The sequence below is a fragment of the Segeticoccus rhizosphaerae genome, from assembly GCF_005222685.1.
Classification (GTDB): domain Bacteria; phylum Actinomycetota; class Actinomycetes; order Actinomycetales; family Dermatophilaceae; genus Segeticoccus; species Segeticoccus rhizosphaerae.
This window is the reverse complement of record NZ_SWMA01000015.1, coordinates 44,303-62,962: the sequence shown is the minus strand read 5'-3', so window position 1 is coordinate 62,962 and position 18,660 is coordinate 44,303. Positions and strand designations below refer to the sequence as shown.

20 protein-coding genes and 1 tRNA gene are annotated in these 18,660 nt (G+C 70.1%); 6 read left to right on the top strand and 15 right to left on the bottom strand.

Annotated elements, in window-relative coordinates; translation table 11 throughout:
- Nucleotides 1–19: 19 nt before the first annotated feature.
- The 5 genes from FCN22_RS11875 to FCN22_RS11855 form a co-directional block, all read right to left on the bottom strand.
- Entirely contained in the window at nucleotides 20–913 is an 894-nt protein-coding gene (locus FCN22_RS11875; RefSeq protein WP_137121765.1) for a universal stress protein, read from the bottom strand.
- A gap of 83 nt (nucleotides 914–996) precedes the next feature.
- Nucleotides 997–1,437, bottom strand: a complete 441-nt coding sequence (locus FCN22_RS11870) for an adenine nucleotide alpha hydrolase family protein (protein ID WP_137121764.1) — start codon at nucleotides 1,435–1,437, stop codon at nucleotides 997–999.
- A gap of 32 nt (nucleotides 1,438–1,469) precedes the next feature.
- Nucleotides 1,470–1,934, bottom strand: a complete 465-nt coding sequence (locus tag FCN22_RS11865; protein WP_137121763.1) for a pyridoxamine 5'-phosphate oxidase family protein — start codon at nucleotides 1,932–1,934, stop codon at nucleotides 1,470–1,472.
- Between the two features lie 111 nt (nucleotides 1,935–2,045).
- On the bottom strand, nucleotides 2,046–2,933 hold the full coding sequence (locus FCN22_RS11860; protein WP_137121762.1) for a universal stress protein: 888 nt from the start codon (nucleotides 2,931–2,933) through the stop codon (nucleotides 2,046–2,048).
- Nucleotides 2,934–3,094: 161 nt separating this feature from the next.
- On the bottom strand, nucleotides 3,095–3,790 hold the full coding sequence (locus FCN22_RS11855; RefSeq protein ID WP_137121761.1) for a DUF4389 domain-containing protein: 696 nt from the start codon (nucleotides 3,788–3,790) through the stop codon (nucleotides 3,095–3,097).
- Nucleotides 3,791–4,034: 244 nt separating this feature from the next.
- Between FCN22_RS11855 and FCN22_RS11850 the strand changes: the two genes are divergently transcribed.
- Nucleotides 4,035–4,661: a CBS domain-containing protein gene (locus tag FCN22_RS11850; protein WP_137121760.1), complete on the top strand. Its 627-nt coding sequence runs from the start codon at nucleotides 4,035–4,037 to the stop codon at nucleotides 4,659–4,661.
- Nucleotides 4,661–5,659, top strand: coding sequence for an NAD(P)-dependent alcohol dehydrogenase (locus tag FCN22_RS11845; RefSeq protein ID WP_137121759.1), 999 nt, complete (start codon nucleotides 4,661–4,663; stop codon nucleotides 5,657–5,659). Before FCN22_RS11850 ends, FCN22_RS11845 begins: the two co-directional genes overlap by 1 nt.
- A gap of 130 nt (nucleotides 5,660–5,789) precedes the next feature.
- Here FCN22_RS11845 and FCN22_RS11840 read toward each other — a convergent pair whose 3' ends face one another.
- From FCN22_RS11840 to FCN22_RS11815, 6 genes are all read right to left on the bottom strand, one after another.
- The gene (locus FCN22_RS11840; protein ID WP_137121758.1) at nucleotides 5,790–6,686 is read right to left on the bottom strand and encodes a universal stress protein; all 897 of its coding nucleotides are present in this window, start codon (nucleotides 6,684–6,686) and stop codon (nucleotides 5,790–5,792) included.
- A 140-nt stretch (nucleotides 6,687–6,826) separates the two neighbouring features.
- Complete coding sequence (locus tag FCN22_RS11835; RefSeq protein WP_137121757.1) at nucleotides 6,827–7,426, bottom strand: hypothetical protein; 600 nt, start codon at nucleotides 7,424–7,426, stop codon at nucleotides 6,827–6,829.
- Nucleotides 7,427–7,485: 59 nt separating this feature from the next.
- Entirely contained in the window at nucleotides 7,486–8,532 is a 1,047-nt protein-coding gene (locus tag FCN22_RS11830) for a zinc-dependent alcohol dehydrogenase family protein (protein WP_338016657.1), read from the bottom strand.
- Nucleotides 8,529–8,996, bottom strand: a complete 468-nt coding sequence (locus FCN22_RS11825) for a pyridoxamine 5'-phosphate oxidase family protein (RefSeq protein ID WP_137121756.1) — start codon at nucleotides 8,994–8,996, stop codon at nucleotides 8,529–8,531. The genes FCN22_RS11830 and FCN22_RS11825 overlap by 4 nt, the downstream gene beginning before the upstream one ends.
- A 58-nt stretch (nucleotides 8,997–9,054) precedes the next feature.
- Entirely contained in the window at nucleotides 9,055–9,702 is a 648-nt protein-coding gene (locus FCN22_RS11820; protein ID WP_137121755.1) for a response regulator, read from the bottom strand.
- A 142-nt stretch (nucleotides 9,703–9,844) separates the two neighbouring features.
- Nucleotides 9,845–11,524: a GAF domain-containing sensor histidine kinase gene (locus FCN22_RS11815; protein WP_137121754.1), complete on the bottom strand. Its 1,680-nt coding sequence runs from the start codon at nucleotides 11,522–11,524 to the stop codon at nucleotides 9,845–9,847.
- A 211-nt stretch (nucleotides 11,525–11,735) separates the two neighbouring features.
- Here FCN22_RS11815 and FCN22_RS11810 point away from each other — a divergent pair, with 211 nt between their 5' ends.
- Nucleotides 11,736–12,359 carry a DoxX family membrane protein gene (locus FCN22_RS11810; RefSeq protein ID WP_137121753.1) on the top strand — a complete coding sequence of 208 codons (624 nt, stop codon included), beginning with the start codon at nucleotides 11,736–11,738 and terminating at the stop codon, nucleotides 12,357–12,359.
- 61 nt (nucleotides 12,360–12,420) lie between these two features.
- On the opposite strand, the gene FCN22_RS11805 is transcribed toward FCN22_RS11810, so the two are convergent.
- Both FCN22_RS11805 and FCN22_RS11800 read right to left on the bottom strand, forming a co-directional pair.
- Nucleotides 12,421–12,493, bottom strand: a tRNA-Lys gene (locus FCN22_RS11805).
- A 125-nt stretch (nucleotides 12,494–12,618) separates the two neighbouring features.
- The gene (locus FCN22_RS11800; protein WP_137121752.1) at nucleotides 12,619–12,867 is read right to left on the bottom strand and encodes an SCO4226 family nickel-binding protein; all 249 of its coding nucleotides are present in this window, start codon (nucleotides 12,865–12,867) and stop codon (nucleotides 12,619–12,621) included.
- Between the two features lie 259 nt (nucleotides 12,868–13,126).
- On the opposite strand from FCN22_RS11800, the gene FCN22_RS11795 reads away from it, so the two are divergent.
- Entirely contained in the window at nucleotides 13,127–13,837 is a 711-nt protein-coding gene (locus FCN22_RS11795; RefSeq protein ID WP_137121751.1) for a hypothetical protein, read from the top strand.
- Between the two features lies 1 nt (nucleotide 13,838).
- On the opposite strand, the gene FCN22_RS11790 is transcribed toward FCN22_RS11795, so the two are convergent.
- On the bottom strand, nucleotides 13,839–15,212 hold the full coding sequence (locus FCN22_RS11790) for an APC family permease (RefSeq protein ID WP_137121750.1): 1,374 nt from the start codon (nucleotides 15,210–15,212) through the stop codon (nucleotides 13,839–13,841).
- A gap of 96 nt (nucleotides 15,213–15,308) precedes the next feature.
- On the opposite strand from FCN22_RS11790, the gene FCN22_RS11785 reads away from it, so the two are divergent.
- Both FCN22_RS11785 and FCN22_RS11780 read left to right on the top strand, forming a co-directional pair.
- Complete coding sequence (locus FCN22_RS11785) at nucleotides 15,309–16,430, top strand: LLM class flavin-dependent oxidoreductase (RefSeq protein WP_137121749.1); 1,122 nt, start codon at nucleotides 15,309–15,311, stop codon at nucleotides 16,428–16,430.
- Complete coding sequence (locus FCN22_RS11780; protein WP_137121748.1) at nucleotides 16,427–17,041, top strand: FMN reductase; 615 nt, start codon at nucleotides 16,427–16,429, stop codon at nucleotides 17,039–17,041. The genes FCN22_RS11785 and FCN22_RS11780 overlap by 4 nt, the downstream gene beginning before the upstream one ends.
- A gap of 6 nt (nucleotides 17,042–17,047) precedes the next feature.
- Here the strand turns inward: FCN22_RS11780 and FCN22_RS11775 are convergent, their stop codons facing one another.
- On the bottom strand, nucleotides 17,048–18,658 hold the full coding sequence (locus tag FCN22_RS11775; RefSeq protein WP_137121747.1) for an amidohydrolase: 1,611 nt from the start codon (nucleotides 18,656–18,658) through the stop codon (nucleotides 17,048–17,050).
- Nucleotides 18,659–18,660 lie beyond the last annotated feature (2 nt).

Sequence of the window (18,660 nt, the reverse complement as noted above, 5' to 3'; positions counted from 1 at the left end):
TCCCTTCTCGATGCCCTGGTCAGCGGTATTCGAAGGCGGGCGAGCTCAGCGACCGCTCGCCGGGCCCGGAACGCGTGGGGCGCCCGGTGACCGGTAGCACGAGCACGTCGCACCGCGATCGCCGGACCGTCGCACCGCCGACCGAGTCCTGGGTGAGGTGCCCGACGGGCGAGGACCCACGTGAACCGATGACCAGCAGGTCTCCCGGGGCGGCCTGGTCGGCCAGGGCCGCGGCCGGTTTCGCGACGAGGTGCACGACGCGGCAAGGGATCTCGCGACAGTGCCCGTTGAGGGCAGCCCACGTTTCGTCCATGGCGGGCTCGAGCTCCTCGGCCGAGGCCACCGCGCGGACGACGACCACGTCCCAGCCCCGTAGCTCTGCCTCGGCGAGTGCAGGGGGCATCAACTCGGCGTCCTGCGGTGCGCCGCTGAACCCGACGACCACGGCCGGCCGACGGTGATCGTCGGCCTTGACCGAGGGACCGGCCAACAGCACCGGGCACCGGAACAGCCGGTCGAGGGCACGAGCCGTGGATCCCCAAGCGGTGGAGCCTGGGGCCAGGACGTCTGCCCCACCCACCACGAACAGGCGCGCGCGCGAAGCGAGCTGGTTGAGACGCTGCGAGTGCAGGTCGGCAACGGTCATGATCTGGACGGCAACGGACGGGTCGGTGTGGTTGGCTCGCCACCACGCCCGCTCCGCGATGCTCTTGGGGTCGTCAGCAGGCGCAGGCTGCAGCGGCGAGGGCGCGCCGGTCCGCTGGTGGGAAGGTTCCGCGTGCGTGGCGAGCAACGCCAGCGGGGCACGGTAGCGCGCCGCCTGCCTCGTGGCCGCAGCCACGGCGTCCTGGCTGACGGCCGACCCGTCACACCTCACCACGACCGGTCGCGCACTGGGCTTGGTCAACGTCATACCTGCTCCTTCATTGCTCTGTGAAGCCGCTCGCAGCCCGTAGAGACGAGTCGCCGATGCCGGGCCGGGGCCGTTGGACCGGCTCATCGCGCGGACGCCGGCTCGAGGACCTCGTCGGGGGCCGAGGCGGTCACGACGGGGCAACGTGCGTGGGTCCGGCAGTAGCGGGCCGTCCCGCTCGAAGCGCCTCGCGTGTCGGCGCCGACGACGAGGGCTGTGGCCGTGGCGCTCCGCTCGACCAAAGTCCGACCGGGATGGCCGCTGAGCACCTCGAAGGCCACGGGGATGCGGTGCTGGCCACGCAGCGCCCGCAGCGCGATCCCGAAGGTGGCGGAGCCCGCGTCCTCGTGCGCGTGCGCGGTGAGCACCTGCACGAAACGGACTCCGCACTGGCGGACGGCCGCCAACCGGACGGCGGCCCGGGCGACTCTCGCCGCCGACCCGTCGTTCACCAGACCGGCGACCACTTCACCGGCGGCGGTCGAAGGGCGTGAGGGACGGGGTGCGGACTGCTGCTCGGTCATGTAGCCATCGTGCCCAGCCGCCCTCGGTCGGGTTAGGGCCGAAGGTCCCTTGCGTCTTGTTCCTCCGGCGACGCAGAGTGGATCTCTCGCCCCGCGACGCGCTGTGGCGTGATCACGATCCAGAACATGTTCTCGGCCGCGGGGGCCCATGTCTGCAGCTGAAGCGAGCTCAGCCGATGCCGCTCATCGAGGTCATGCACGATGGTGGCGTGCCCCTGGAGAAGGACGCTCCAGCCCCAAGAGCGGGACGTCTCGTGTCCATCCACCTCGAAGGCCATCGGGCCCTGATCGGCGGCAACCTGGAGCTTGCTCCCCCAGGTGGTCTGGAAAGCGATGCGCTCGCCGACGACGAGGTGGTTGACGGGCAGGATGACCACCTCGTCGTCCGCGGCGAAGGCGACCCGGCCGACAGGCTCCTTCCGGATCCGGTCGAAACACTCCGCCCGGGTGAGGACGACGAGGCCCCTTCGGTCCTGCGTCGGGCTGTCGTCAGCCATGTCGGTCCCTCGCTGTCGGTCGGCCAGTCCATCGTCACACGTCGCCTCCTGCCGGGCTGGACGGGACCGTCGACACGATGGCAGTGCCGCAGACTCGAGGTCCTGTCGTCGTCACTCCTGGTGGTGCGCCGGGCGTATGACGGCCACCGGGCAGGCGGCTCGGGCCAGGACCGCGCGGCTCACAGACCCCAGCAGCAGGCTGGTGAATCCACCCAGTCCGCGACTGCCCACCACGAGCAGGTCCGCCTGGCGCCCTTCGTCGAGCAGGGCCTCGACGGGGTGCGCCCGGAGGATGTGCTCGCGGACGTCGACGTCCGGGTACTTGCTGCACCATCCTGCAAGCGCCTCGGAGACCATGGCCTGTCGCTCCTGGACCATGGCTTCGTGCTGCTCCTTGGAGAGGGCCAGCGTGGCCAGGCCGTCGACCAACTCCTCGGCCCAGGCGTGGACGGCGGTCAGACCCACCGAGCGCGAGGACGCCTGCTCGAAGGCGTAGCCGACTGCATCCTGGCAGTTCGCCGAGCCGTCCACCCCGACCACGACGCGAGGCTGGCCGGGAGCAGCGACCGGGTTGCCACGCACCACGACGACGGGGCACTGGGCATGCGCGCTCACCTGGGCAGAGACCGAGCCCAGGAGCGCCTGCTTCGCCGGGCCGCGGCCACGCGCGCCCATCGCGACGACCTCGGCATCGTGGGAGAGGTCGATCAGTGTCTTGGCCGCGTGGCCCACCGCCGAGTCGGACGACACCACCACTCCCGGCGCCTGTCGTCGCACCCGGTCGACCCGCTCCTCGAGCAGCTGGTCCTGGATGTCGATCAGCTCGCGTGGCACCGGCGCTCGAGCCATCAGCCACCAGTCGTCCACGCCGCGGGCGTGCACCAGGTGCAAGGGGAGATTGCGGCGCCGGGCCTCGTCGACGGCCCAGTCCAGGGCGAGGTCGCTGGCTTGCGAGCCGTCGATGGCCACCACGACGCTGCGACGCGAGGGAGTGTTCATGGGAGTGCTCCTTGCTGCGAGTCCTGAAGACGACGACGCAAGTTCGTCTGATCACCACGGTCGTCGACGGGCGAGCCGGTGTGCAGGGCCATTGGTCCCCTTACCGACGAGCGCCCTTTCCGGGCCGGGAGCAACATGGTGGCCGTTTGGCGATCTGGTGGTCAGGACGGGAAGGTCACACCTCTGGAGTCGGCTTCGTCCCCGCCCTGGTCGAGTCGGAACGGTGGGTACTCGTCGGTCATCAGCGCCACATAGCCCGCGACTCGCAGCACCCAGCGATTCATGCCGAGGAGCAGGTCGAAGAGGGGTTTCGGGTAGCGCCCGGTGAACAGCAACACGGCCGCTGCCAGTGTGGCAAGCAGGGCTATCAGGCTGGCCCCCGCGGACCACGGCGAATCGAGCTGGCCGGCGCCGTGGCTCGCGGTGTAGAAGCCGCCTCCGAGGAAGAACGCGAGCACCAGGTAGTGCGGGATCGCGAGGAGCCACCACTTGATCAGGACCAGCCCGCGGGACAGGTGCGGGGGGTAGTCCACCTCGAGGTGGGTGGGGTAGTCCGGCTTCTCCCGAAGAGAGAAGGGCGGGTACTGGTCGGTGGCCAGCGCGCCATACGCGTAGTAGGCGACTCGCCAGCTCCATCGCAGGACACCGACGTTGAACTCGAAGATTCGCCGGGGGTACCGACCGGTGACGACGATCGCGAAGAATGCGGCGACGCTGAGCAGGATGAAGGCAGGCCACAAGAAGCCCAGCACCACATAGTGCGGGATGACCAGCAACCACTTCACGAGCCACAGCCCTCGGCTGACTCCCGGGTCCAGCCTGGCCGTCACCCGCACCGGATAACTCGACGTGATCATGGCGCTCTCCCCTCCAAAGTCGTGGTGCTTTGACACTGCTCGCGCGACCCCCGGGTGAGCAGTGCCGAACGTCCCGCCGTGGAAGCTCTCAGTGCATGAGGCCGGCAGGCGTGCCCCGCAACAGGGCGGGACCTTCGGCCCTGCCGCGGGTCCGCGGCTGGCCGGATGCTGGCGAGGAGCCGGATCGCCGCCGGACCCGCCGGTCTGCCGGTGATTCCGGGGCAGCCCAGGAGAGGACGCGGCCATGTTGGTTCGTGAAGTGATGACCCAGCCGGCGCTCAGTCTGCCGGTCGGCGCGACGATCGACGAGGCGATGCGATTGTTGGTCAGTGCCAGGATCTCGTGCCTGCCGGTCGTGGACGAGCGCGACCGCGTGGTGGGTGTCGTGAGTGAATCCGACGTCCTGCGAGACCCTCTCGAGCCAGACCCCCGCGCGCACGCACGATCATCCGTCCCCCCGCCACCCCGGCATCACCAGGTCGAGTCCGTCATGACACGTGGCCCGTTCACGACGCATGAGCGAGCCGACGTCGCCGACGTCGCGGCCGTCTTCGCCGAACGCGGTTGGAAGAGCATCCCGGTCGTGCACGATGACCGTCTGGTCGGCGTGATCAGCCGCAGTGACGTGGTGCGCGCGCTGTCCCGCTGCGACGAGGAGATCCAGGCGGACGTCAGGCTACGGCTGGCGTCGGACGGGCTGCCCGGCTGGCGAGTGCGGGTCTGCGACGCGGAGGTGACCGTCAGCGGCGTGCGTTCGAGACGGGATGCCAGCCTGGCCGAAGCCGTCGCGGCGTCCGTCCGCGGCGTCCGGAGAGTCGTGGTCCTGCCACCCGAACAGACCGCCGTCACCACCCAGATCGGGAGACGGTGATGCGCGCAGCGTTGTTGGACGGGTATCGCACGGACTTGGAGGTTCGCGACCTACCTGTGCCGGAACCCGGTCCGGGGCAGGTGTTGGTCCGCGTGGGAGGGGCTGGACTGTGCCACTCCGACCTGCACCTCGCGGACGGGGACATCCCCGTCCTCCCCTCCTTCCCGTGGGTGCTCGGCCACGAGGTGGCCGGCTGGGTGGAAGCGCTCGGGCGCGGAGTCCGCGGTGTCAGTCACGGCGAGCCGGTTGCCATCTTCGGCGGCTGGGGGTGTGGGACGTGCAGGGTCTGTGTCGGGGGCAACGAGCAGCTGTGCAACACGACCTCGTGGTTGGGGATCGGTCACCCCGGCGGTTTTGCCCGGTATGTCGTGGCCCCGGTGCGTCACCTGGTGCCCCTTGGTTCGTTGGATCCTGTCGCCGGCGCCCCGTTGACCGACGCCGCCCTCACGCCCTATCGGGCGGTCCGCAAGGCGCTGCCCCGGTTGGTGCCCGGATCGACCGCCGTGATCATCGGCTGCGGCGGACTCGGGCAGATGGCCGTGCAGTTGCTGTCCGTCCTGTCCCCGGCGCGAATCGTGGTCATCGAGCCGTCCGAGCGCCGCGGTGGCATGGCGCGGGAGCGCGGCGCCGCCGAGGTGTTCCATCCCGACGACGAGGCGGTATCGGGCCTGGGCGGCGAAGCCGACGCCGTGCTCGACTTCGTCGGGAGTGACGGCACGCTGGCCATGGCGGGTTCGTTCGCCGGCGTCGGGGGCCTGGTCGTGATCCTCGGCATCGCCGGGGGCTCCCTCCCGGTGAGCTTCTTCGCCCCGACTGCCGAGGTCGAGGTGACCACCAGCTACTGGGGCAACCGGGCCGAGCTGGAGCAGGTGATCGCCTTGGCTCAGGCCGGTCGGATCAGCGTGCCGGTGCACGAGATGGACCTCGCGGCAGTCAACATCGCGATGAAGCAGCTGCGAGCCGGCGAGGTCGACGGCCGGATCGTCCTGATTCCCTGACGGCGCCGCGCAGCTCGGCACTCGAGGTGCCGGCCGGCAGTGCCAGCGCGGAATTGCGATTCAGACCCCTAGCTCCGGTGGCGCCCAGGGATGTCGACAAGGACGGGAGCGGGTGTGGCCGGGCCGCTTCTCAGGCTCGGACCACGGCCACCGGGCAGGCGGTCCGGTGCAGCGCGGCGCGGCTGACCGAGCCGAGCAGGAGCCGGTCGAACCCGCCCAGCCCCCGGGTCCCGACGACCACGAGGTCGGCCGTCCGCGACGCTGCGGTCAGCGCAGGACCGGCCGCGCCCTCGACGACCTGGACGTCGACGGCGAGGTGTGGGTGGCGTTCGTGGACGGAGTCCACGGCGTTGTCGGCGTTCTCCTCCGCCTCCGACCGCGCGCTCTCGCCCCAGCTCGGGTCCGGCATCCCCCAACTTGCTTCCTGCAGACCCGGACTCATCGGGCGCTGCCACGCAGACAAGACCACCAACGAAAGTCCGTGGCGCACCGCGTGATCGCTGGCGTGGTCCACCGCGACGGCCGAGGCGGGGCTGCCGTCCACACCCACGACCACCGGGCCCTGCTTCGAGCGGTCCTCGGAAGGCTCCGGCACCACGACCGCGGTGCAGAGGGCGTGCGCCGTGACGGCGAAAGACACCGAGCCCAGAAGGGCCGAGGCTGCTCCACCGCGGCCCCGCGTGCCGACGACCACCATCCGTGCGTCCGCCGAGGCCTCGACCAAGGCGTTGGAGACGCTGCCCACGATGGGCTCCACCAGGATGTCTGACGCTGGCAGGGACTTCGCGGCCAGCCGCTGCCCCTCCTCGCCGATGGACCGAGCCCCGTCCTCGAGGTCCTGGATCACCGGGCCGGCGTAGGGGCCGGCCGCGAACGCGGAATACGAGGCACCGGTGATGATCCGCAACCGGGCCCCGAGCAGCTCGGCCTCGCCTGCGGCCCAGGTGACGGCGGCTGCAGCAGCGGGCGACCCGTCATACCCGACGACAAGGTCGCTGTGGCGTTCGGTGGTCTCGCGCCTGGACATGTGGGGCTCCTTCCGGGTTGCTTTGATCTATCACCAGCCTGTCGGCAGCCGGCTCGAGGGCACAGGGCCTGAGGTCCTGCTTCTGCCAGGTGTGCCCCGACGGCCGGGACGAGCAGTCCCCAGAGCCATGGACGTCCTTCTCAGCCTGCGAGAGCCCCGTGACGCCGGGGAGTGTCTGCATCGGCCGCCCGCAGGCCGTCGGAGACGAGACGTTGTCCCGTCGCGATCGTCTCCTCCAGGGTCGTCGCAGCCGTGTCGGGTCGGCCGGACTCGAGCGACCACTTGGCGGAGGCCATGCCCTGGATCAGGGAGTCATTGACCTGGACGGCCTGCCGGTGACGCAGTTGGGCGATGGCCAGGCACTGACGCTCCTCGTCGGCGCGCTTGAGCCGATCGGCGGCATCGCCCACCAGCACGCCCAGGAAGAGGAGCGGGCCGATGCGGGACAACCACCCCATCAACGACAGGTTCACACCGTCGATCCAGGCCCACAGCCCGATGAGGCATGCGGCGACGAGACCTGCGACCAGACCGACCCGGGTGCCGAAGGTCAGCGCCAGGAGGCTGATCGGGAAGACGAGCAGGATCAGCAGAGCATCGCTCGCGTCACCGAAGAAGAGGCGGACCACGAACACTGCCATGAACATCGCCGCGCTGGCGCCCACCGTGAGCGGTGGGCGCTCGCGAAACCATGGGCCGGGGCTCTGCTGCTCCGCTTCAGAGGTGTGCTGGGTGCTCATTTCTGTAGTCTGGCCGGTCGCGGCCGGGAGTGGAGGGGCCCAAGGTCCCGTCATGGGGTTCAACCGCGACCGCTGGTCACGTCGAGCACTGCTACGCCGGTCACCCGCCCCTCCCACAGGTCGTCGAGGGCTTCGTTCGCCCGGTCGAAGGGGTATGACGTGACCTGCGGCCTGATCCGCAGTGCGGCGGCCAGCCGCAGCAGCTCGGCACCGTCGGCTCTGGTGTTCGCGGTGACGGACGTGACCGTCTTCTCCAGGAACAGGTGTCGTCCGTAGTCCAGCGGGGGCACGTCGCTCATGTGGATGCCGGCCAGCGAGAGCGTCCCGCCACGGTCGAGTGCCTCGAGGGCCACCGGCACCAGTTCTCCGGCGGGTGCGAACACGATGGCGGAGTCCAGTGGGACCGGTGGGTGGTCGTCGGCAGCGCCGGCCGAGAGCGCGCCGAGCTCCAGCGCGAGCGCGCGAGCCGAGTCGCCACGGGTGAGAACGTGCACCTGTGCCCCCTGGGCGATGGCCAGCTGGGCCGTCAGGTGCGCACTCGCTCCGAACCCGTAGAGCCCGAGCCGGCCCCCGGGCGGCAGCCCTGCCCGCCGCAGAGCGCGGTAACCGATGATGCCGGCGCAGAGCAGGGGCGCCAGGTCGGCACTGGCCAGCTCGTCCGGTAGGGCGTAGGCAAAGGCCGCGGGAGCCACCGTGTAGTCGGCGTAACCCCCGTCCTCGTCCCACCCGGTGAATCGTGCCGCGGGGCAGAGGTTCTCGGCACCGGAACGACACCAGCGGCACTGCCCGCAGGTGCTCCGGAGCCAAGCGATCCCGACCCGGTCGCCCACGGCGAAACCGATGGTTGCCGGGCCGAGGCCGACGACCGTGCCGACGACCTCGTGGCCGGGGACGACGGGCCACCGGTGGCGCGGCAGGTCGTGGTCGGTGACGTGCAGGTCGGTGCGGCAGACCCCGCAGACCTCGACCCGCACCAGGAGCTCACCGGCGGCGGGGGACGGGACCGGGCGGGTGCCGGCGCGCAGGCGAGGGCCTCCTGGGCCCTCGCCGGTGGTCTCCCACACCCGCATCATGGTCGGGAGCTGTCGCCCCGCCTCGGCGCTCATGAGCGTGTGCGACCACTGGTCCCCGGCTCACCGGAGCTGCCGGTCACGGTGCCACCTGGCACGGCGAAGCGCATCCCGGAGATGCTGTCCGGCTCGATGCGGACGTAGCGCGGCTTCGGTGCGTCGTGCCACGGGAAGACGGGAAGACTCAGTGCGTCGAGGACGTCACCCATCTCGAGGATCTCGTGGGCGCGGCCCTTGACGACGACGCTCCACGCGGAGCCGGAGGCGACGTCATACCCGTCCACCTCGAAGGCGACCAGTCGGCCGATCGCGGAGGCGAGCTTGGTGCCCTCCGCCGTGCGGAAGACGATGGTGCCGTGGTCGACGACGTGGTTGACGGGGAAGATGTCCGGGTGGTCCTCGACGACGACCGCCAGGCGGCCCACCACGCTGTCTCGCGCCAGAGCCAGGGCCTGGGAGGTCGACAGCCGGGTGGCCGAGCCGATCTCTGAGGTACTCATGCCTCCACCATCGCCCCTCCCAGCCAGACGCGGCAGGGCAAAAGGTCCTACATGTGGGTCAGCGCAGGCCCTTGCCGGAATGCCTCTGCACGGCGAAGACGGCCGCCTGGGTGCGACGCTCGAGCCCCAGCTTGGACAGCACCGACGTGACGTAGTTCTTCACCGTCTTCTCGGCCAGGAACATGGCGTCACCGATCTGGCGGTTGGTGAGGCCCTGGGCGACGTGCTCCAGGATGCGTTGCTCCTGAGGAGTGAGCTGGCTGAGCAGCTCGTCCGGACCCTCCTTCGGCGACCACTTCTTGCGCAGCTGTTCGGCCCGGTCCTCGTCCAGCAGGTTCTCACCGGCCGCGACCCGTCGGATCGCGTCGATCAGGCCGTTGCCCTTGATGTCCTTGAGCAGGTAGCCCGAGGCGCCGGCGAGGACCGCCGTCGCCAAGGCCTGCTCGTCGTCGTATGACGTGAGGATGAGCCCCTTGATGCCCGGGTCCACCGACCGCACGTCCCGGCACGAGTCGATGCCCGAGCCGTCGGGCAGACGGGCGTCGAAGATGGCGACGTCGGGCCGCAGCGCCGGGATCCGGCGCGTGGCCTCCGCCGCCGAGGCGGACTCGCCCACGACGATGATGTCCGGAGTCGTCTCGAGCAGCTCACGCAGACCCCGGCGGACGACCTCGTGGTCGTCGAGCAGAAACACGCTGATGGTCACCTACAGCTCCTTCACTGGTCCACGACATCATCGTGCCTCGGATGCCGTCGTGTCAGGGCCTAAGGTCCTCCCGTACCTGTGGCCGCGCTCCCCGGCGGCCGGCAGGTCGCTCCGCTCATTGTCGCCGCTCATCGTCGCCGCTCTAGTGATCGCGCTCCGCGGGCACCGTCCACGCCAGCACGGTCCCGGCGGGCGCGGCGGGATTGATCTCGAAAGTCCCCGCACGAGAGGCCGCCCGGCTGCCGAGGTTGACCAGGCCGCTGCGTGCGCTGGCGGGGTCCATGCCCACTCCGTCGTCGGTCACGACGATGCGGACGTGGTTGTCGCACCGCAGGTGCACACGCACGGAAGTCGCACGGGCGTGCTTCACGATGTTGGCCAGGGCCTCGCGGACCACGGCGACGAGGTCAGCCGCCAGGGAGTCGGTCAGGCCTGCCAGCCGTCCCTCGATGAGCAGGGTGGGCTCGAAGCCGAGGAGCTCCGAGGCGTCACCGATCAACCCGGCGATCTCGTCGCGGATCGTGCCGGCCGGCATGCGGTGCAGCTCGTAGATCGTGTGCCGGATGTCCTTGATGGCTCCGTCGAGGTCGTCGACCGCGTCGTCGAGTCGCTCGCGCACGGTCGGGTGGACGGCCAGGCGAGCGGCAGACTGGAGCGAGAGCCCGGTCGCGAAGAGCCGCTGGATGACATGGTCGTGCATGTCGCGGGCGATCCGGTCCCGATCCTCCAGGAGGGCCAACAACGTCTGGTCACGCTGGGACCGGGCGGCGAGCAGGGCGAGTCCGGCGTGCTGCCCGAACTCGAGCAACGGCTTGACGACCTCGGCGTCGGACGGGTCGTGTCCGGGGTCCCAGACCACGACCAGGAAACCCAGGTGGTCCCGGCCGGGCCCGAGGGGCATGATCGCGAACCTGCCGACCGATCGTCCGGCGAGGATCTCGACATCCTTCGACACGGCGGGGTCTCCATCCGTGTCATTCGTCCCCCGGACGAACGGGGAGGTGATCGCGTCCCAGGTCGCGGGATCGATCCTGTTGCCCACGCCGAGAGACGCCGACCAGCCGGCCGCGGAAGCCCTGGCAGGTGAGACGTCCGGCGTCTGCCGGGCGCGCACGACGAGGGCGCCGTCCTCGTCATACAACAGCACGAAGGCGAGGGGCGCGTAGGCGCGTTCGCCTGCGAGCGTGACCATCTTGTCGAGCGCTGGCTGCTCCTGCGGGCCGGAGAGCAGGGTCTGGGTCAGCTCGGCCACCGCGTCGGACCAGGCGCGAAGTCGCTTGCTCGAGGCGTAGAGGCGTGCATTCTCGATCGCGACTCCCGCCGCCGCGGCCAAGGCGGACAGCAGCGTCTCGTCCTCCTCGGAGAACTCCCTCGCGCCCTGCTTCTCGGTGAGGTACAGGTTGCCGAAGACCTCGTCGCGCACGCGCACCGGCGCCCCGAGGAAGCTGTGCATCGGCGGATGGTGGGGCGGGAAGCCGTAGGACTGCGGGTGCTCGGAGATCTCACGCAAGCGCTGCACCCGCGGCTCACGGATCAGCAAGCCGACGATGCCGTGCCCCTGCGGCAATTCACCGATGGCGCGGCGCTCTTCGTCGGTGACGCCGTGGGTGACGAACTCGGCGAGGTACTCGCCATCGGGGCGAAGGACGCCGAGCGCCCCGTAGCGGGCGCCGACGAGGGAGCATGCGGACTCGACGATGCGCGTGAGCACCTCCGGCAGCTCGAGGTCAGAGCTCACGGCGAGGACGGCATCCAGCAAGGCGGCCATGCTCTCGCGCGAGTGGTGCTCCCACCCGCTCGGGCCCTCGTCTTCGCCGGTCATGGAGCGATCGTAGGACGAACGTGGTCAGAGGGACGATGGCGCGGACGGTTCAAGCCCGGTGCGCTGCCGTGAAGGGCCCTCGACGCTCGGCCGGGACGTTGGTCCCGACTTGGGATGAGGGGCCTTTGGTCCCTGCTTGCGGTGCTCCCCAGCGGCCAACATCTGAAGTGCCCGAAGTTCGGGCGGCACTACCAGAAACGGAGATCGGGCCATGAGCACCCACGTCAACCGCATCAACTCCGCCGCGGCCCCCCAGCCCGCGGCCCCCCACATCGCAGCTCCCGCCGTGAGGGCGCAGGCCGAGCCGGTTGCCGCCAGGAGCGCACTGCGCCACGTGGCCGCCGCCCTGCGCCTCAGCCTTGGCTGGGTGTTCCTGTGGGCCTTCATCGACAAGCTGTTCGCCCTCGGCTTCAGCACCGGACGCAACCCGGAGACCGGGGTCGTCGACCGGTTCGGTCCCGACGCCTGGATCAACGGAGGTTCGCCCACCATGGGGTTCCTCAAGTTCGGCACCGACGGACCGCTGGCCGGGTTCTACCAGGGCTTCGCAGGGGCAGCATGGGCCGACTGGCTGTTCATGATCGGCCTCGCCGGCATCGGCCTCGCGCTGATGCTGGGCATCGGAATGCGTCTCGCCGCCGCCGCCGGCACCCTTCTGCTGGTCCTGATGTGGAGCGCCGTCCTCCCGCCGGCCAACAACCCCTTCATCGACGACCACCTGATCTACGCCCTCGCGCTGATCGCCCTGGCTCTCATGGGAGCCGGACGCACCTGGGGCTTCGGCAAGGTGTGGGAGCGCATCCCGTTCGTCCAGCGTCACCCCGTGCTGAAGTAACAGAGCACACCCCCCGGGCCGGAGGAAGCCATGCTTCCCCCGGCCCTCGTCCTGCCCGGGGTGGGCCCCGTCGGGCTCGAACCGACGACCAGCGGATTAAAAGTCCGATGCTCTACCAACTGAGCTAGAGGCCCGGGGACGGGAACCAGCTGGGAGCCCGAGGCATCCCTCGGGAGAGCCGGTCCACGGTCCCGCCGGTGAGCAGCCTACGGCAGGTCGATGGGCTGCTCGCCAACCCCTGTGCCTCCGATGGGGACGCTCAGGCGGTCACCGTGATCTCGTGGACCTCGTCGGCACGGTGACCTGCCCGCTCGTGGATCCGCTGCACCGCCTCGGCACTGGGTGCCTCCGACAGGCAGAAGACGTGGCCGGTCGCCGGATCGGCCCACGCGTGCTTGAAATCGACGCCTTCGTCGTCCTGGATGTCCAGGTCGGCCTGGTGGGCGGCGTGGAGCTGCTCGGCGGTCACTCCAGCCATCGTCGTGTGCACATCCATGAACTGCGGCATCTCGCACTCACCTCTCCTGGCAGTCGAGCGTTCACGGTCCGTCGGCCCGCGCCCTCAACGGTAGACCTTGCAGCCGGGCCCGGGGACGCCTTCTCCCAAACAGGTGGACCGCCTGGCCCGGCCCGGTCCGCTGGTCGCGAGTGGCGCCGGCCGGCCTGGATCACGATCTGGTCAAGACGGCATACAGCAGCCTGTTCCTTCCGTACTCTTCGCCTCAGTCACACTTCTTCGCCGTGGGGGTTTCACCGCAATGCGCCGCATGCTGCCTGTCTCCGTACTGTCTCTTTCCGTGCTCGTGGCACTGTCCGCCACGGGCTGCGCCCAGGTGTCCGACGCGCTCAGCGGACCGGCACCCACGCCGGTCAAGGTGAAGGTGTCCGGTGGAGACCGGCTCTCCCTGAAGCAGGCGCGCGCAAGCGTGCTGACCGAGCGTGACCTGCCCGCACGCTGGACGGCCGTGAAGGCATCGCCCGATCGGTCCGACGCCGAGGCCAAGCCAGAGGTTGGACGCACAGCCTGTGAACGCGCGTTCCTCAAGGTCAGCGCCGACCAGAGCGCCGCACCGACAGCGGAGGCCAAGGGCGAGTTCCGCTCCGGCACAGGTCTTTTCACGATCGCGCTGCGGACCGAGGTCTCCTCCTTCACGCGCGGGAACCAGGCCGCCGACGTGCGGCGGGTTGAGAAGGTGCTGCAGAAGTGCCCGAACATCACCATGAAGGACGGCGGCCAGACGATGAAGGTCACGGTGTCGCCACTGACCTTCCCGACGCTGGGGGAAGAGACGCTCGCGACCCGGATGACGGTGAGGTCTCGCGGGCAGAAGGTGACGCTCGACCTCGTGGCCGTCGGGATCGGGCACAACGTGGTGACCTTCTGGGCCGCCGGCCTGAAGCCGCTCGCCACCCCCGCACTGGAGCAGATCGCTCGGGCCGGGGTCGCCAGGATGGCCGCGACGTCCGAGCCGAGCTGACTCAGGCGGCGCCGACCCGCTCGGCGCTCGCTCCGCGACGGTGCTGTATGACGGTCACAGCCACCCCGACCGCGAGCCAGACCGCACCCACCACCTGGGCCCGACCGCTTGCCTCGACCAGGACGACGACCAGGATCGCGGCGCCGACCAGGGGTGCGACGAGGTGCTTGCCGAGGTGGCGCTGGTCCCCGAGCCGGCGCACCCAGAAGTAGCCGACGACGGAGCCGTGCAGCAGGATGAAGGCGCAGAGGGCTCCGACGCTCACGACGGAGACCAGGGTGTCGAGCCCGTCCGGGCGCCGCGCGGCCCAGACGGCGATCAGCACGTTGAGGACCGCCGCCACCAGCACGCCGACGGCCGGGACGCCGGTCCGCTCGTCGACCTTGGACATGGCCCGGGGCAGCCGACGCTCGCGGCTCATGTCCATCAGGATGCGGGAAGCAGCCGCCTGGCCGACCATGGCCGAGAAGGCTGCGCCGGCCGCCTTGGAGAGGGCGAGCAGGGTCGAGAGCCAGCCGGCGAGCTGGACGTCGACGAGGTGGTAATAGGCCTCGCCCTGGCTCGCCGGGTCGGCAGCGAGCTCGTCAGGAGTGACGGGGGACAGGACGGACCCGACATACGTCTGGGCGGCGAAGAGCAGGCCCGCGATGACGAGGCACGTCAAGGTGGCCCGGCCCACGAGTCGGCTGCTCCCGGTGGTCTCCTCGGCGAACGTCGCGATGGCGTCGAAGCCGAGGTAGGACAACACGGCCACCGACACGGCGCCGAGCACGGCCGCGATGGAGAAGCCGCCCACTCCGGTGAAGGGTGACAGCCAGTCGCGGGTCGGGCCGTCGTGGGCCAGCAGCCAGACCCCACCGACCAGCACCATGCCGAGCACGACGACCTCGGCGAGCACGGTCAGCGCGGCGACCCGGGCGGCCACACGGACACCGGCGAGGTTGAACCCGGTGGTGAAGACCACGGCCATCGCGGTCCAGCCCCACGTGGGGATGGCAGGGAGGAAGGAGTGCAGGGCGATGCCGGTGAACAGGTAGGCGACGCTGGGGATGAGCAGGTAGTCCAGCATCACCATCCAGCCGGTGAGAAAGCCGGTCCGCGGCCCGATGCCGGCGCTCGCGTAGGCGAAGACCGAACCGGCGCGAGGCACCTCCCGAGACATCTGGGCGTAGGAGTAGGCCGTGAAGGACATCGCCAGTGTCGCGACGAGGTAGACCACCGGCACGGCGCCGTGGCTCTCGGCGTCCAGCGGTCCGAAGATGCTGACCGCCGCGGCCGGGCCGATGAAGACCAACCCGTAGACGATGAGGTCGGCGAAGCTGATCCGGCGCCGAAGCCCGGTGCCTGCAGACTGCTGTGGCGGCGCCACGTCCATGCGGCTCCCTTCCGAGGGAATGTTCTGATGGTAGGAGAGGTTCAGGTGACAGGTAGTTGAAACATCAACCATATAACCTACGATGAGGAGCGTTTCATGCAGTTCGGCATCTTCACCATCGGCGACGTGACGGCCGACCCCACGACGGGCCGGACTCCGACGGAGGCCGAGCGCATCAAGGGTGCCATCGCGATGGCCAAGAAGGCGGAGGAGGTCGGGCTCGACGTCTTCGCCACCGGAGAGCACCACAACCCGCCGTTCGTCGCGCCGGCGAACCCGCCCGTGCTCCTGGCCAACATCGCCGCGCAGACGCAGCGGCTCGTCCTGTCGACCTCGACGACGCTCATCACGACCAACGACCCGGTGCGGATCGCCGAGGACTACGCCTACCTGCAGCACCTCGCCGACGGCCGCGTCGACCTGATGATGGGCCGGGGCAACACCGGACCGGTCTATCCCTGGTTCGGCAAGGACATCCGAGACGGCATCCCGCTCGCCATCGAGAACTATGCGCTGCTGCGGGGGCTGTGGACCGAGGAGAACGTGACCTGGGAGGGCAAGTACCGCAGCCCGCTGCAGTCCTTCACCTCGACGCCCCGCCCGCTGGACGGCATACCCCCGTTCGTCTGGCACGGTTCGATCCGCAGCCCGGAGATCGCCGAGCAGGCCGCCTACTACGGTGACGGCTTCTTCCACAACAACATCTTCTGGCCGATGTCGCACACCAAGCAGATGGTGCAGCTCTACCGCCGCCGGTTCGAGCACTACGGCCACGGCTCGGCCGACCAGGCCATCGTGGGACTCGGCGGGCAGGTCTTCATGCGCCCGAACAGCCAGGACGCCGTGCGTGAGTTCCGGCCCTACTTCGACAACGCACCGGTCTACGGACACGGCCCTTCGCTCGAGGAGTTCATGCGGCAGACCCCGCTCACCGTGGGCAGCCCGCAGCAGGTCATCGACCGCTACATGACCATGCGCGACCACGTCGGTGACTACCAGCGCCAGCTGTTCCTGATCGACCACGCCGGCCTGCCGCTCGAGCTGGCGCTGGAGCAGATCGAGATCCTCGGGACCGAGGTCGTCCCGGTGCTGCGCAAGGAGCAGGACGCGCTGCGGCCGGCGCACGTGCCGGAAGCCCCGACCCATGAGTCGCTGCTGGCCGCACAGCGAGAGGATGTCCTCGACACCGACGACGCATTCGAAGGAGCGACTCTGTGACCGAACGCACGCTGACCGTGGTGTCCGCCGGGTTGCGCCAGCCGTCGTCGACGCGGCTGCTGGCCGACCGATTGGCGGCCGCGACGGTCCAGGCCCTGCAGGAGCAGCAGGTCGAGGTCGCCGAGCAGGTGGTCGAGGTGCGCGACCACGCGCACGCCGTGACGGACCACCTGCTGACCGGGTTTCCGTCCGGCGACCTGCAGGCGGCGCTCGACGACGTCGTGCGAGCCGACGGGTTGATCGTCGTGTCACCGATCTTCTCCGCTTCGTACAGCGGGCTGTTCAAGTCGTTCTTCGACGTCCTGGACCCCGACTCGCTCACCGGCAAGCCGGTGCTTCTCGGTGCGACGGGAGGCACCGCCCGACACTCGCTCGCGCTCGAGCACGCGCTGCGGCCGATGTTCAGCTACCTGCGCGCGGTGGTCGTTCCCACCGCGGTGTATGCCGCGTCCGAGGACTGGGGGGTCGGAGAGGGCTCCGGCTCGGGGCTGGTGAGCCGGATCGACCGTGCCGCTGGCGAACTCGCTGAGCTGATGGTGCAACGGCCTGCCCTGGCACCGGCTGACCCGTTTGCCGACCCCACCCCGTTCGCGCAGCTGCTGGGCGACTGATCTGGTTCACCCCGCCTGCCAACGGATCTCGCCGCCGACGACGGTGGCCAGCGCGCGAGTGTCATGGATGCGCCCGGGTTCGTGCGCCATCATCTGCTCGTCCAGGATGTCGGTGTCCAACGCGACGAAGTCCGCCAGTTTCCCGGCCACCAGGCTCCCCTTGCGGCGCTCGTCACCGTCGGCGTAGGCGGACCCTGCGGTGTGTCCCCGCAGCGCCTCGACCATCGTCAGCCGCTCCTGCGGCTGCCAACCGCCTGCCGGTGTGCCGTCGGGACGCCTACGGGTGACTGCGGCATACAGGGCAAACATCGGACTCGGCTCGGCCACCGGCGAATCCGGGCCGAAGGGCGCATCCGATCCCAGCGCCAGGGCAGCGCCGGTGTTCAGCAGGGAACGCCACCCGTAGGACACGACATCATGCTGGGGGAGCAGCGTCTCGACCAGGTCGATGTCACTGGTGCAGTGGGCCGGTTGCATCGACGCGACGACCCCGAGCTCCGCAAACCGGCGCACGTCGGCAGGTCGCAGGTGCTGAGCATGCTCGATCCGCAGCCGCAGCGCAGACGCGGTCTCGGAGCGGACCTTCGCGTAGGCATCCAGCACCGTGGCATTGGCCTGGTCACCGATCGCATGGGTGGCGACCGCGATCCGGGCGCGCAACGCCTTCCGGGTCAGGGCGGCCACCTGGTCGGTGTCGAGTCTCGCGATCCCGCGGTTGCCTTCAGCACCGTGGAAGTCGTGGCACATGTGGCTGGTGCGCTGCCCGAGCGCGCCGTCGCTGAAGAGCTTGACCGGCCCGACCCGCACCCAGTCGTCGCCGTCGCCGGTCGCGCGCCCCTGCGCGATCGCCGCGTCGAGTGCGGCTGCCGGGACCGACTTGGTCACGCGCAGCGCAAGGTGGCCAGAATCCCGCATCGCCAGGTAGGCCGCACGCGCGTCCTCACCGTCGAAGTCGGTGATGCTCGTGAGCCCGACCGACAACAACACCTCCTGGCAGCGCCGCAACAACGGCTCGAGCGCGCCGCCGGCCCCGCCCTCCTGGATCGTCTGGATCGCCACTGCTGCCCGCTCCCTCAGGATGCCGGTCGGCTCGCCGGCCGCATCGCGTTCGATCCTCCCGCCGACCGGGTCCGGGGTGTGACGGGTGATCCCTGCGAGGCGCAAGGCGAACGAGTTGACCCACATGGTGTGGCCGTCCAAGCTGGACAGCGCGGTGGGCCGGTCCGGGGTCGCCGCGTCGAGAGCCTGCCGGTCCAGCGTGCCCGCACCGTCCCAGGCGTTGCTGTTCCAGCCGCTGCCGAACAACCACTCGCTGCCGGAGCCTTCTCCGGCCCGCCGGCGGACCATCTCGAGGGCCTCGTGCAGCGACGAGGCGGCGCGCAGGTCGAGGCCCGCGAGACCCCGCGCCAGGGACGCGGAGTGGATGTGCGCGTCGTGCAGGCCCGGGATGACCAGCGTCCCGGGCAGGTCGACCACCTGCGAGGGCCCGACGTGATCCCGCAGCACCTCCTGCCGGCCCACCGCCACGAGCTGGGCGTCGTCGACGAGCAAGCCGGTCGCCCAGCGGGTCTCGGCGTCGCCCGTCCAGATCCGCGGGTGACGAAACAGCACGGTCACGG

What these genes read in the sequence shown, in the direction of transcription:
- FCN22_RS11875 (WP_137121765.1), bottom strand. Translation starts at nt 913, where the DNA reads ATGACGTTGACCAAGCCCAGTGCGCGACCGGTCGTGGTGAGGTGTGAC.
- FCN22_RS11870 (WP_137121764.1), bottom strand. Translation starts at nt 1,437, where the DNA reads ATGACCGAGCAGCAGTCCGCACCCCGTCCCTCACGCCCTTCGACCGCC.
- FCN22_RS11865 (WP_137121763.1), bottom strand. Translation starts at nt 1,934, where the DNA reads ATGGCTGACGACAGCCCGACGCAGGACCGAAGGGGCCTCGTCGTCCTC.
- FCN22_RS11860 (WP_137121762.1), bottom strand. Translation starts at nt 2,933, where the DNA reads ATGAACACTCCCTCGCGTCGCAGCGTCGTGGTGGCCATCGACGGCTCG.
- FCN22_RS11855 (WP_137121761.1), bottom strand. Translation starts at nt 3,790, where the DNA reads ATGATCACGTCGAGTTATCCGGTGCGGGTGACGGCCAGGCTGGACCCG.
- FCN22_RS11850 (WP_137121760.1), top strand. Translation starts at nt 4,035, where the DNA reads ATGTTGGTTCGTGAAGTGATGACCCAGCCGGCGCTCAGTCTGCCGGTC.
- FCN22_RS11845 (WP_137121759.1), top strand. Translation starts at nt 4,661, where the DNA reads ATGCGCGCAGCGTTGTTGGACGGGTATCGCACGGACTTGGAGGTTCGC.
- FCN22_RS11840 (WP_137121758.1), bottom strand. Translation starts at nt 6,686, where the DNA reads ATGTCCAGGCGCGAGACCACCGAACGCCACAGCGACCTTGTCGTCGGG.
- FCN22_RS11835 (WP_137121757.1), bottom strand. Translation starts at nt 7,426, where the DNA reads ATGAGCACCCAGCACACCTCTGAAGCGGAGCAGCAGAGCCCCGGCCCA.
- FCN22_RS11830 (WP_338016657.1), bottom strand. Translation starts at nt 8,532, where the DNA reads ATGAGCGCCGAGGCGGGGCGACAGCTCCCGACCATGATGCGGGTGTGG.
- FCN22_RS11825 (WP_137121756.1), bottom strand. Translation starts at nt 8,996, where the DNA reads ATGAGTACCTCAGAGATCGGCTCGGCCACCCGGCTGTCGACCTCCCAG.
- FCN22_RS11815 (WP_137121754.1), bottom strand. Translation starts at nt 11,524, where the DNA reads ATGACCGGCGAAGACGAGGGCCCGAGCGGGTGGGAGCACCACTCGCGC.
- FCN22_RS11810 (WP_137121753.1), top strand. Translation starts at nt 11,736, where the DNA reads ATGAGCACCCACGTCAACCGCATCAACTCCGCCGCGGCCCCCCAGCCC.
- FCN22_RS11800 (WP_137121752.1), bottom strand. Translation starts at nt 12,867, where the DNA reads ATGCCGCAGTTCATGGATGTGCACACGACGATGGCTGGAGTGACCGCC.
- FCN22_RS11795 (WP_137121751.1), top strand. Translation starts at nt 13,127, where the DNA reads ATGCTGCCTGTCTCCGTACTGTCTCTTTCCGTGCTCGTGGCACTGTCC.
- FCN22_RS11790 (WP_137121750.1), bottom strand. Translation starts at nt 15,212, where the DNA reads ATGGACGTGGCGCCGCCACAGCAGTCTGCAGGCACCGGGCTTCGGCGC.
- FCN22_RS11785 (WP_137121749.1), top strand. Translation starts at nt 15,309, where the DNA reads ATGCAGTTCGGCATCTTCACCATCGGCGACGTGACGGCCGACCCCACG.